Source organism: Bacillus sp. 2175, assembly GCF_057812155.1.
The window spans coordinates 3,751,381-3,763,151 of the sequence record NZ_CM173819.1 but is presented as its reverse complement, the minus strand read 5'-3'; the positions used below and the strand labels follow the sequence as shown (position 1 = coordinate 3,763,151).

Here is an 11,771-nt window from a genome sequence, read left to right as displayed (position 1 = left end):
AGTATACCTCAATGTTTTCATTCCATTTATAGGCTACTCAAATCTCCTTTCAGTTTATTTAAAATATACTTTACATAATAAAAAGTAGTATAGATTACGAAAAAAATGAATAAAAAGAAAGTTCTTTACGTTAAAATATCAGAAAAGTTTAAAAATATAAAGATTTCTATTAAATAAAGTGATAAAATGAATGTGTATTCATTTTTTGGAGGGGATGTATGTGAAAGAAAAGGTAGTTATTATAACAGGTGGATCGAGTGGAATGGGAAAAGGAATGGCGACTCGTTTTGCAAAAGAAGGGGCACGAGTTGTTATTACAGGACGTACAAAGGAAAAACTAGAGGAAACAAAGTTGGAAATTGAACAATTTCCAGGGCAAGTATTACCTGTACAAATGGATGTAAGAAATACGGATGACATTCAGAAAATGATTGAACAGATTGATGAGAAGTTTGGTAGAATTGATGTTTTAATAAATAATGCAGCTGGAAACTTTATTTGTCCAGCAGAAGATTTATCTGTGAATGGCTGGAATTCAGTCATTAATATTGTATTAAACGGTACATTTTACTGTAGCCATGCTGTCGGAAAATATTGGATTGAAAAAGGTATAAAAGGGAATATCATTAACATGGTAGCAACATATGCATGGGATGCTGGTCCAGGAGTTATTCATTCGGCTGCAGCGAAGGCAGGAGTATTAGCGATGACGAAGACGCTCGCTGTTGAGTGGGGACGTAAATATGGAATACGAGTTAACGCTATCGCGCCAGGACCAATTGAACGTACGGGCGGTGCTGATAAATTATGGATTTCAGAAGAAATGGCTAAACGGACGATACAAAGTGTTCCGCTTGGAAGGCTGGGTACGCCAGAAGAAATCGCTGGTCTAGCTTATTATTTATGTTCAGATGAAGCTGCGTACATAAATGGAACTTGCATGACAATGGATGGAGGACAACATTTACATCAATATCCATTTTAAAAGGGATAAAAAATGAATGTTTGATTCATTTTTTTATGGTTAAATGTGACGGAATTGTGACATATGAAAGAAAAGTGTTTACAAGAGGTCATATATACGTTATATTTAAGACCTCTTTTTTCTTCATAGTAGAATTGCTAATTCCCCTTAGCATTTTACCCCTCTAATCCCTTCAGGAAAACTGAAGGGATTTTTTATTATTTTTCCGTAAATATCATGTTATAATTTTTGAAAAGTAAAGGGAGGGAAGCACGTTGATAGATGCATTAGATGTAATGAGTAACTTGGATAAAGTCCTTCCTTATTATCAAGCTATTTTTAGTGCTGATGAGCATACTGTAATTGGATACGAAGTAGTAGGACGTATTCAAACAGAAGAGGGCATACAAAGTTTAGCTTCTTTCTTTCACGATGATTCGATTCCAAGTGAATTTCAACTGGAAGCGGATAATATTATAGTAGAAAAAGCTTTAAATCGTTATTTAGAAAGCGATCAAAAATTATTATTATTTATACATCGGAATGCTAATGTATTAATGAATGATGATGATGAAAGCTTGCTTCAACTTTTATTGAGGTATGAAGAACAAGGTTTAAATTTAAAACAAATTGTTTTAGAGATTACAGAGCATGAATGTAAAGAAGATATAGAGCAATTTAATCATTTGCTTATGTATTATCGTACATATGGTATTCAAATTTCGATTAATAAAGTCGGAACGGGCACAAGTAATTTAGAGCGTATTAGCGTGTTAGCACCTGATATTTTAAAAGTAGATTTAACGAACTTAAGGCAAACAGCACTTTTACAATCTTATCAAGATATTTTATATTCTTTATCATTACTTGCTAGAAGAATTGGTGCAACTTTGTTATATGAAGAAATAGATGCTTTTTATCAACTGCAATATGCTTGGAAGAACGGCGGAAGATATTATCAAGGTAATTATTTGAAAGAATGTTTACCTGATTTTATTGAAACGAATGTTTTGAAAGAGCGACTAGGTAATGAATGTCATCAGTTTATTCAGCATGAAAAGAAGAAGTTACAAAAAATTTATAATTTAACAGAGATGTTACGCGATCGCATTGGCGATGTTTTATCAAAACAAAAAAAGAATGAAGATATAAATGATTGGTTATTACAATTTAGTCAAAGTGTATCACAGTGTAGTTTTCGTATATTTATTTGTAATGAAGATGGTTTCCAACAATCAGGAAATGTTATGAAAAAAGATGGAGAATGGATTGTGATGCCGGATTATTATATGAAGAACTGGAGTTGGCGCCCGTATTTTCTCGAGAATATCATGAAAATGCGTTTTGAGAATAAGGCGAGGCTTTCAGATTTATATGCAGATATTGAAACGGGAGAAATGGTACGAACATTTTCTTTCCCGATTGATGATGACAACTTTTTATTTATAGATTTATCTTATGAATATTTATATGAAGAAGATGTTTTATTTTAATGCACGAAGAGATTCGTGCATTTTTTGTTTGTTTTTATCATAAATTGGTAATAGTGAAAATGGTGATGAAAATGCTGTCTATCGTTGTAAAGATTTTACGAACGAAATCTGTCCTGTCTTTGCATAATCATTGTTACAATGAATACTACAAAGACAAGTTCTTTTAAAAGGAAGGTGAAAAAATGAGGAAATATGGAATATGGCTTGTTCTATTTGTATGTGTTGCCTTTCTAGTTGGTTATAGTGTTACGACTGTTTTAGGAAAAGAGGAAGTGGAAGTCGATCGGAAAGAAGTATTTACAACGATACAAAAAGGCTATGAAACCCAGTTTTCAATTCGTGGGAAGCATTTGCCGATGAATAAGATGATAGAGACGTTATCACCGTATTTTACAGATAATTTCCTTCAAGTATTTACAGATGAAAATAGCAGAAGTGATAAACAAAGTGGTGAATATTTACTTCCGGCAAAAGAAGCACCGTTTTCTTTTAATTCAGAAACGAAAATGTCGTATGATGAAGAACATAAAAATTTATATGTATATGAGCGGACAAAAAGTGGACAGTATCAAATTGTAACATTGAAAAGGGATCAAGATAAATGGAAGCTAGCAGGATATCATGAAAGTCAGGAACTTTTAACTGAAATAAAAAGGTTGCAACAATTATAAAGTGAAACTTTTAATCAGTGGGAGGGATTACTCTTCCATCTAACTTCTTTGCTGTAGCTAAATTTGGGGTAGGAGTTTTACTACCCACAAATAGCGGGATAAGAATAGGAATAGGTATTTACCTATTCCTATTCTATATTGAGTAGTTGTTGTAACTTTTCAATTTGAAACCCTGCAACTACTTCGCCATCAATTACGACTGTTGGAGTTGAATAAGAATCATAGTCGTATAAAAGACGATTGCGAGCAGCAGCGTCTTTTTTTACGTCAAATTCTTCATATGCAACGTTATTATGCTTCAAAAATTCTTTCACAATAACACAGGGCGGACAATCGGGTTGTGTATAAACCTCAATTTTTTTCATTGTTATTCCTCCTCGTATAGTATGTTTAAACTTAATTTTTTTACTTTCATGAGAGACCTGTAAAATAACTCTTGGACGTCTCAAGATATTTCTAGATAATGGTCTTAGGATCATTTGGGACAATTCTTACCGCTCCTGTGGACTTACCACATAATTAAGAGTGTTTCTCAGTGAACGTGCGGGACTCCCTACTCGCAGGCTGAGCAGCCTGACCCTCGAACCTAGATGTTAGTAGCTCTAGGGCGGCTTTCGATTCAGGACTAGCTCTCATACACGAGGTTGTTGGTCGGCGTGCACACTAGAGATATCTCGAGACGTCCGAGGAATGATTCTAAATAGAAGGGAGGTCTCTTACATGAGATTATTTGTTGGTTTAGATGTAAGTTCGTTTGATATAAAAGCTTGTATTTTAAATGGTGAAGGGAAAAAGCTAGATTCCTTTTCGGTCAACAACGACTTGCCAGGTGCCACAGCGCTCAAAGAGCGAGTGTTACAGTGTATAGCCAACCAAGAAATTGAAACTTTTAAAATCGGTCTAGAATCCACATCTGTTTATAGTTTTCATCCATCTATGTTTCTTCATTATGATGAAGACTTACAACGGTTTGGGGCAAAGGTATTTCTGATGAATCCAAAACAAATTGCAAATTTCAAGAAAAGCTATTCTGACATGGATAAAACAGATGAGATTGATGCCTTTGTCATCGCTGATTACTTACGATTTGGACGGAATCAAATGTCCATCGTAAAAGAAAGTCAGTATGTGGCACTCCAGCAATTAACAAGATCTCGTTATCAGCTCGTTAGAATGTTGACAAAGGAAAAACAACATTTTCTCCAACACCTAAGTTATAAATGTAATACGTTCTCACAAGAAGTGGATTCTTCTATCTTTGGCAACGCCATGATGGAACTGTTTCTTGAAAAATTCAGTCTAGAAGAATTAGCTGACATGCCTTTAGAGGAACTCGCTGAGTTCCTACAAAAGAAAGGGAAAAACCGATTCGGTGACCCAAAATGTATCGCATCGACCATTCAAAAGGCTGTTCGCTCTTCCTATCGTTTGGATAAGGTCGTAGAAGACTCAATCGATGTTCTTCTAGGAACATCAATTGCGGTGATTCGTACCTATCAACAGCAAATCAAAGAACTAGAAAAATCCATTAAGCGAATCATGGCTGGATTAACGCAAACACTTGAGTCCATTCCTGGAATTGGTCCTGTATTCGCCGCCGGTATTATCGCTGAGATTGGTCAAATCGAAAGATTTGATGATGAAACCAAGGTAGCAAAATATGCCGGATTATATTGGCGTACGCACCAGTCTGGTCGATTCACCGCAGAAAACACTTCGTTATCCCGTAATGGAAATCATTACTTGCGGTATTACTTAGTTGAAGCCGCCAACTCAGTAAGAAGGCACGTATCTGATTATCAAGAATATTACGTAAAAAAATATAATGAAGTACCAAAACATCAACACAAACGTGCACTCGTTCTAACCGCAAGAAAACTTGTGCGATTGGTGGATGCGCTACTACGTAGTCACCAACTCTTTACGCCAGAAAGGTGCGTGAAAGTGTGACATAAAACTTGTCATCGCTACCTTTCAATTAATTTCCAGTAAATTACATACGTTACTGGTTTAGTTTCGTGATGTCTTTTTTTAGTAAATAGGCCTTTGATAACTAAAAATTCTTTTGTTTTTCAGTTGACATACTACCGCAGGTCTTTTTTCTGTTTTTTATTATATTCTTCCAGTATAAAAACCGCAATAAAGAAGGGGAAATATGTTCTTTCTGTTTTTTCCTTCGCATTTCGACAAATTTTTAGTTGAGTTTCTGGCCAATAACCTTTATCCTAGAGTGTGGAACATTTTTTCTGTTATGACGGATAGAATGAGTATAGCTGTAAAACCTATTGGTAGGAAGATCAGAGAAAGGAGAGATTTCATGTCTCTACTCCAAGGAATTTTAACTCGACTTGTTAGTCTACAAGAACAAGCTGAAAGCGGTGAAGTAGCACAACGCTATTTTGAAGTGAACGGTGAGCGCAAATGTAGCGTGAAATTTTTCGATAAAAGTGAAATGTATGAGTTAGAAGTGTATCAACAAGGTGAAAAACCTCAAGTGTATCAATTCGATAATATCGACATGGTTGCAATTGAGATTTACGATATCATTTCTTGATACATATAAAAAAGGTACTGCCATGTGGCAGTACCTTTTTTAGTTCTATTACTTTCTAGTGGAATGTATAGAAGTTTTTTATTTTTCCTACAATGGTATTAAAATGAAATTTTAATCCGTGCAAGTTTGCTTATCCATGTGGAAAATGAGTCCCGTCAACCGGGTGAATATGTGAAGCTAAACTTCTCACAATCGCTGGGTTCTGCAAATAGCGGGAGAAATATAACTAGGAGGTTATCGTATGGAACGTTTACCAGTTGTGATTTGTCCTAATTGTCAAAGTTCTGCTGAGATTATTCATGTATTAACGGCTCAATCTAATCAAAATGTAATTTATACGTGCCAAGTTTGTCACTTTGTAATTCGAAATATTGAAACGAATAAAGGATAGGAAGTTATAATTTTAGTTTTTGTCCCATACAATGAGAATACGAAAAGTCTGTCTAATTGAAAGGACGTGACTCTGTGGACGGTGCACATAAATTTTACAATGTTTCAGAGAGACATTTAAATTTTGATATGGTCTTTAACCGTATTTGTAGTTTCATTGAAAAGGATCCGCGAAATTTATATCGATTATCCATTGGGACAGACTCACAAGCGCATCAAAAGGATACGAGGTTTATTACAGCAATCCATATTCATCGTGTTGGAAAAGGTGCCTGGGGCTGTTTACACCATAGATCAGTAAAAGATAAGCCGGCAACCTTACGTGAGAAAATATATTTAGAAACGCAGTTTAGTCAAGAAATCGCATGTCTATTTACGCCTACTCATATACAAACAATATGGGAGTTATTGCATCCTTATGCTCAAGATGGGGCTGGATTCATAATGGAAATTCATTTAGACATTGGGAATGATGGTTTAACAAAAGAATTTATTTTAGATATGACAGAAAAAATTCGAGCGATGGGATTAACTGCAAAAATTAAGCCAGATGCTTATGCGGCGTTTAGCTATGCAAATCGATATACGAAATGATTTTTTTTGTATGTATACGATTGCTACATATCTTTTAATAAAAACTGAATATTACATCTATTAAATAGGTTGAATTTTTTATATAATAAGAGTAACGATGCGAGTGTAAGGAGAGGGGTATATGCAAAGGGAAGTTGTTTTAACGAAGGAAGAAGAAAGTTTACTACTAGATATTTTATTTCAGCAAAATTACGCAAGTGAAATTTTAGCTGTGGAACTTACAGATATTGAGAATGGTTTGAAACAGACAGATGTGATGCAATATAAAAAAATCACAAGGTTATTTTACAGATTAAAAAATAAAGGGTATTAAGCGCTACCGGAATGGTAGTCTTTTTTTTGTGCTGTATGCTAAAATAGCTGTGTGATTGTATTTTTATTGAAATAAATTTAGGACAAAATAATAATATGAAAACGCTGTCATAAAATGTGAATAGAGTTGTGAACATAAGCAGGAAAAAGGGAAAATGGGGGATGTAATATGATTAGTATTCCGAAAGACGAATTTCAACAAATTCTTGTGAAGGATTTAATGATTTCATCGGAAAAAGTAGCTCATGTCCAAATTGGAAATAGTTTAGAACATGCTTTACTCGTTCTTGTGAAATCTGGATATTCGGCGATACCTGTCTTAGATCCAATGTATAAACTACATGGTTTGATTAGTACTGCCATGATATTAGATGGTATGTTAGGATTAGAACGTATTGAGTTTGAAAGACTCGATGATATGAAAGTAGAGCAGGTGATGAAAGAAGATATACCTGTTCTTAAATTAGACGATTCATTTGCAAAAGCTTTAGAAATGACAATTGATCATCCTTTTATTTGCGCTGTTAATGAAGAAGGCTATTTTGAGGGGATTTTAACACGTCGGGCTATTTTAAAATTGTTGAATAAGAAAGTAAGGCAACATAATCGATAACGTAAGAAAAGTGACTTCATAGAAACGAAGAAGTCACTTTTTTTTTCGTGCATATCACTTGTGTATGTATTATATTTAAAAAGACATAAAACATAAGGAAAGTTTGCGCTGGACAATTGTATTTTCTGAATGAAAGCATTCGGGTAAATTAAGGATGAAAAGCTTATTGAAATAAGGTGTATGGAAGCTAAGGAAAGAGGGAGAAAGTTGCAAATTGATGATTTTCAAATGATGGTTGTGTTAGCTCAGGAATCAAATATGAGAAAAGCGGCGGAACGTTTATTTGTTTCCCAACCTGCGCTGAGTCAACGATTACAATCTATGGAGAAACAATGGGGAATGAAGTTTTTTATTCGCTCACAAAAAGGATTGACAATTACACCTGAAGGGGAAAAAGTTGCAAATTATGCTAAAGAAATGTTGCAAAGGGAAGAAGATATAAAAAGTGAGCTAGCTGTTTTCAGAACGGAAACTCATGGAACGTTAAAAATAGCTGTTGCATCAGTTATTGGTCAATATTGGCTCCCTCCTGTTTTGAAAAAGTTTGTGCATAAATATCCTTCTGTCAAGATATCGCTGTTTACTGGATGGAGTAGTGAAGTGCAAAAGCAGTTTTATGAAGGAGACGTTCATGTTGCTATACTGAGGGGAACACAAGAATATAAAGGTCAGAAGCAACAATTATTTGAAGATGAACTGTATTTAGTTGATAAAGAAATAAAAGATATTTCGATGTTAAAAGAAACAAATAGGCCGTTCATTCAATTTAAAAGTGATTCGACTTATTATGGACAAATACAAAATTGGTGGTATGGTTTATTTTCTAATCCGCCTAAGCGAACGATTGTAGTTGACCAAATTGAAACATGTAAACAACTTGTTTTAAATGGTATAGGTTATGCCCTTTTACCTTCTACTGTTTTAAAGGAAGTACAGGAAAATATGTATAAAACACCTGTTCAACTGACGAGAGAAACATGGTTGTTAACAAGTGACTCGGCAAGGCAGTTGAAGCAAGTACAAGCATTTTTAGAAATTATAGAAGAAATTCAAAGGGAAAAATAAGATTATTATCTTGCTACTCGCTCTTTCGTTTGGTAGAGTAACATTATAAATGGATTTAGGAGGCAACAAGAATGAAAATGATGGACGCTAACGAAATTATTTCGTTTATTCAAAAAAGTGAAAAGAAAACTCCTGTAAAGGTATACATAAAAGGGGATTTAAAAGAAGTAACATTCCCTGAAACAGTACAAGCATTTGTGAATAAAAAGTCAGGTGTATTATTCGGAGAATGGTCTGAAATTAAGACAATTCTTGATGAGAATAATAAGCACATCGTTGACTACGTTGTAGAAAACGATCGTCGTAATTCTGCAATCCCGATGCTTGATTTAAAAGGTATTAAAGCTCGCATCGAGCCAGGTGCTATTATTCGTGACCATGTTGAAATTGGTGACAACGCTGTAATTATGATGAATGCAACAATTAACATTGGTGCTGTAATTGGTGAAGGTTCTATGATCGACATGAACGCAGTACTTGGTGGACGTGCAACAGTCGGTAAAAACTGTCACGTAGGTGCAGGTGCTGTACTTGCAGGTGTTATTGAGCCACCTTCTGCAAAACCAGTTATCGTTGAAGATGATGTAGTAATCGGTGCAAACGTGGTTGTTTTAGAGGGTGTTACAGTAGGGAAAGGTGCAGTCGTAGCAGCAGGAGCTGTTGTAACAGAAGATGTGCCTCCATACACAGTTGTTGCAGGTACTCCAGCACGTGTAATTAAAGAAATTGATGAGAAGACAAAAGCAAAAACAGAAATTAAACAAGAGCTTCGTCAATTAAACCCAGAGAAATAAAAAGTAAAAAAAGCGTAAGAGCGTAAATGGGCTCTTACGCTTTTTATAGATAGAGGTGCAAAAATGACAGTAAGCAAATTTATCCAAATTCGTAGAGATTTACATAGAATTCCAGAAATCGGATTTAAGGAATGGAAAACACAACAGTATATTTTAGATTATATAGGAACACTTTCTCATGAATTTGTGGAAGTGAAGACATGGAAAACGGGTGTAATCGTTAAAGTAAATGGAAAAAATCCCGAAAAAATAATAGGTTATCGTGCAGATATAGACGGTTTACCAATTACAGAGGAAACTGGATACGAGTTTGCTTCTATTCATGAAGGAATGATGCATGCATGTGGCCATGATGTACATACAACAATCGGTTTAGGCCTTCTAACGAAAGCTGTGAGCGAAAGAATAGATGATGACCTTGTATTTCTATTCCAGCCAGCAGAAGAAGGACCAGGCGGTGCTCTTCCTATGTTAGAAAGTGAAGAGTTAAAAGAATGGAAACCAAATATAATTCTTGGTCTTCATATTGCACCAGAATACGCTGTGGGGACAATTGCAACGAAAGAAGGACTGTTATTTGCCAATACTTCAGAATTATATATTGATTTAAAAGGGAAAGGTGGCCATGCTGCCTATCCGCATACTGCAAATGACATGATTGTTGCAGCGAGCCACCTTGTTACACAGCTTCAATCCGTTATTAGTCGCAATGTGAATCCACTTGATAGTGCAGTAATTACAATCGGGAAAATTACAGGTGGTACGGTTCAAAATATTATTGCAGAAAAATCTCGTTTAGAAGGAACGATTCGAACATTATCAGTGGAATCAATGAAGCGTGTGAAAAGCAGAATTGAGTCAATTGTTGCAGGTATCGAAGCTTCTTTCCAGTGTGAGGCGATTATAGATTACGGAGCAATGTATCATCAAGTATATAACCATGAAGAGTTAACGAGAGAGTTTATGGAATTTGTACATAAACAAACTGATATGAATGTTATTACATGTACTGAGGCAATGACGGGTGAAGATTTTGGTTATATGCTTCGAGAAATCCCTGGATTTATGTTTTGGCTTGGAGTAAATTCAGAATATGGTTTACATCATGCAAAATTAAAACCAGACGAAGAAGTGATTGAAAAGGCAATCACATTTTTAAGCCAATATGTAAAGTGGAAAGGGAATAGAAAATAAAACTTCCGCTCTCTTGAAGGTTCCAAAAAACTTTTTGTTCTGAGGTGTAAGTAACGCTCGTATAGATTGATTTTAGACATTTACATACAAATGGAAGAATTAAAGTTAATTGTACTGTTTTAATAATGAGCAGGGGGTTTAGCCACTGCTCATTATTAATTATTTGACTAACTTATATATGTTTACTTTTAGTATGAAAAGTGTGTAAAATCAATGTGAAACATAGAAAAAAGGGTGGGGAATTACGTGCAAATTAGCAGTGCGATTTTATGTTTCGTCTTATATGCGTATGTTATTATTGCGGCGGTTTATTTTGGGATAAGTTTTTATGCCTATCGTCTAGTAGATAATAATGAATATGACGAAACATACAAATGGGTGAAGAGATATTTATCACCTGTACTAGAAATTATGAATGGGTTTGTGCTCTTTTTATTTATTGGATTAATTGCTTTCTCAACGAGTTTAGTAGGGAATAAAACTACGTTATTTGTATTGGGTATCATTATTTTTATGTTGTTAGGAATAAGGATTGGTAATACGGTCTTTTGGGATGAAAGAAAAGTAGATGGTTGGACGGGAATGTTAATTCCGTGCATGTTAGCTGCAATCGTGACAAATATAGAGCATGAATATTATCAATTACATTTTTGGCTTATTATCGTTTTAACAATTCTTTCTGTTTTGTATATAAGCACAGTAGTACTAACATATATTGCACATGAAAAAGGAGATGTTAAAGGCACTCGTTTCTTTAGAGGACGGGCATTATTTTGGAGTGTGCCGACGATGGCAGTTATCGCGCTTATTGCGATATTAGTAAATGGATATCAATTTTCTAATTGGCAACTATTTTTAGAAAATTGGTGGATCTTTATCTTTTCGTTTATTGCTTTTTTAGGTGCAACGCATTATTTATTCCATCAACATCATTACATATGGGCGTTGTTATTTGCATTCACACAGCTTCTATTTGCCTTTTTTGGTCAAGAAACATTATTATTCGTTTTTGAAACATTTAGTTCTTTTGGAAATATATTTGTATTTGCTATGCTACTTGTTGGTATCGCTTTTTACTTGCAACAATATTTTTATATACAAAAACAAAAATAAGAGCTAATCATAGT

14 protein-coding genes are annotated in these 11,771 nt (G+C 34.7%); 13 read left to right on the top strand and 1 reads right to left on the bottom strand.

The features are described from left to right. Positions 1-220 precede the first annotated feature (220 nt). The 3 genes from fadH (at position 221) to ACXKY9_RS19355 (ending at position 3,128) form a co-directional block, all read left to right on the top strand. On the top strand, positions 221-985 hold the full coding sequence (gene fadH / locus ACXKY9_RS19365) for a 2,4-dienoyl-CoA reductase (protein WP_000660913.1): 765 nt from the start codon (positions 221-223) through the stop codon (positions 983-985). 254 nt (positions 986-1,239) lie between these two features. Beyond that, positions 1,240-2,457: an EAL domain-containing protein gene (locus ACXKY9_RS19360; protein ID WP_000564306.1), complete on the top strand. Its 1,218-nt coding sequence runs from the start codon at positions 1,240-1,242 to the stop codon at positions 2,455-2,457. A gap of 182 nt (positions 2,458-2,639) precedes the next feature. Then, on the top strand, positions 2,640-3,128 hold the full coding sequence (locus tag ACXKY9_RS19355; RefSeq protein WP_001233804.1) for a DUF3993 domain-containing protein: 489 nt from the start codon (positions 2,640-2,642) through the stop codon (positions 3,126-3,128). 128 nt (positions 3,129-3,256) lie between these two features. Here the strand turns inward: ACXKY9_RS19355 and ACXKY9_RS19350 are convergent, their stop codons facing one another. Then, the gene (locus ACXKY9_RS19350) at positions 3,257-3,493 is read right to left on the bottom strand and encodes a glutaredoxin family protein (RefSeq protein WP_000717875.1); all 237 of its coding nucleotides are present in this window, start codon (positions 3,491-3,493) and stop codon (positions 3,257-3,259) included. A 355-nt stretch (positions 3,494-3,848) separates the two neighbouring features. Between ACXKY9_RS19350 and ACXKY9_RS19345 the strand changes: the two genes are divergently transcribed. The 10 genes from ACXKY9_RS19345 (at position 3,849) to ACXKY9_RS19300 (ending at position 11,757) form a co-directional block, all read left to right on the top strand. Then, positions 3,849-5,078: an IS110-like element ISBth166 family transposase gene (locus ACXKY9_RS19345; RefSeq protein ID WP_001236345.1), complete on the top strand. Its 1,230-nt coding sequence runs from the start codon at positions 3,849-3,851 to the stop codon at positions 5,076-5,078. A 367-nt stretch (positions 5,079-5,445) separates the two neighbouring features. Then, positions 5,446-5,682: a YkuJ family protein gene (locus tag ACXKY9_RS19340; protein WP_000055151.1), complete on the top strand. Its 237-nt coding sequence runs from the start codon at positions 5,446-5,448 to the stop codon at positions 5,680-5,682. Between the two features lie 241 nt (positions 5,683-5,923). Continuing rightward, positions 5,924-6,073 (top strand): hypothetical protein, encoded by a 150-nt coding sequence (locus ACXKY9_RS19335; RefSeq protein ID WP_000440540.1) that lies wholly within the window; start codon positions 5,924-5,926, stop codon positions 6,071-6,073. 74 nt (positions 6,074-6,147) lie between these two features. Continuing rightward, positions 6,148-6,666 carry a ribonuclease H-like YkuK family protein gene (locus tag ACXKY9_RS19330; protein ID WP_000348489.1) on the top strand — a complete coding sequence of 173 codons (519 nt, stop codon included), beginning with the start codon at positions 6,148-6,150 and terminating at the stop codon, positions 6,664-6,666. A 121-nt stretch (positions 6,667-6,787) separates the two neighbouring features. Then, entirely contained in the window at positions 6,788-6,979 is a 192-nt protein-coding gene (gene abbA, locus ACXKY9_RS19325; RefSeq protein ID WP_001188692.1) for an antirepressor AbbA, read from the top strand. 168 nt (positions 6,980-7,147) lie between these two features. After that, positions 7,148-7,591 (top strand): cyclic-di-AMP-binding protein CbpB, encoded by a 444-nt coding sequence (gene cbpB / locus ACXKY9_RS19320; protein ID WP_000623579.1) that lies wholly within the window; start codon positions 7,148-7,150, stop codon positions 7,589-7,591. Positions 7,592-7,771: 180 nt separating this feature from the next. Beyond that, positions 7,772-8,656 carry a transcriptional regulator CcpC gene (gene ccpC, locus ACXKY9_RS19315; protein WP_001987174.1) on the top strand — a complete coding sequence of 295 codons (885 nt, stop codon included), beginning with the start codon at positions 7,772-7,774 and terminating at the stop codon, positions 8,654-8,656. A gap of 71 nt (positions 8,657-8,727) precedes the next feature. Next, entirely contained in the window at positions 8,728-9,450 is a 723-nt protein-coding gene (gene dapD / locus ACXKY9_RS19310) for a 2,3,4,5-tetrahydropyridine-2,6-dicarboxylate N-acetyltransferase (protein WP_000783241.1), read from the top strand. Positions 9,451-9,513: 63 nt separating this feature from the next. Next, positions 9,514-10,644: an N-acetyldiaminopimelate deacetylase gene (locus ACXKY9_RS19305; protein ID WP_000218663.1), complete on the top strand. Its 1,131-nt coding sequence runs from the start codon at positions 9,514-9,516 to the stop codon at positions 10,642-10,644. 246 nt (positions 10,645-10,890) lie between these two features. After that, positions 10,891-11,757, top strand: coding sequence for a cytochrome c oxidase assembly protein (locus tag ACXKY9_RS19300; protein ID WP_001167317.1), 867 nt, complete (start codon positions 10,891-10,893; stop codon positions 11,755-11,757). Positions 11,758-11,771: the final 14 nt, after the last annotated feature.

What these genes read in the sequence shown, in the direction of transcription:
- ACXKY9_RS19305 (WP_000218663.1), top strand. Translation starts at nt 9,514, where the DNA reads ATGACAGTAAGCAAATTTATCCAAATTCGTAGAGATTTACATAGAATT.
- abbA (WP_001188692.1), top strand. Translation starts at nt 6,788, where the DNA reads ATGCAAAGGGAAGTTGTTTTAACGAAGGAAGAAGAAAGTTTACTACTA.
- ACXKY9_RS19350 (WP_000717875.1), bottom strand. Translation starts at nt 3,493, where the DNA reads ATGAAAAAAATTGAGGTTTATACACAACCCGATTGTCCGCCCTGTGTT.
- ACXKY9_RS19335 (WP_000440540.1), top strand. Translation starts at nt 5,924, where the DNA reads ATGGAACGTTTACCAGTTGTGATTTGTCCTAATTGTCAAAGTTCTGCT.
- dapD (WP_000783241.1), top strand. Translation starts at nt 8,728, where the DNA reads ATGAAAATGATGGACGCTAACGAAATTATTTCGTTTATTCAAAAAAGT.
- ACXKY9_RS19345 (WP_001236345.1), top strand. Translation starts at nt 3,849, where the DNA reads ATGAGATTATTTGTTGGTTTAGATGTAAGTTCGTTTGATATAAAAGCT.
- ccpC (WP_001987174.1), top strand. Translation starts at nt 7,772, where the DNA reads ATGGAAGCTAAGGAAAGAGGGAGAAAGTTGCAAATTGATGATTTTCAA.
- cbpB (WP_000623579.1), top strand. Translation starts at nt 7,148, where the DNA reads ATGATTAGTATTCCGAAAGACGAATTTCAACAAATTCTTGTGAAGGAT.
- ACXKY9_RS19355 (WP_001233804.1), top strand. Translation starts at nt 2,640, where the DNA reads ATGAGGAAATATGGAATATGGCTTGTTCTATTTGTATGTGTTGCCTTT.
- ACXKY9_RS19340 (WP_000055151.1), top strand. Translation starts at nt 5,446, where the DNA reads ATGTCTCTACTCCAAGGAATTTTAACTCGACTTGTTAGTCTACAAGAA.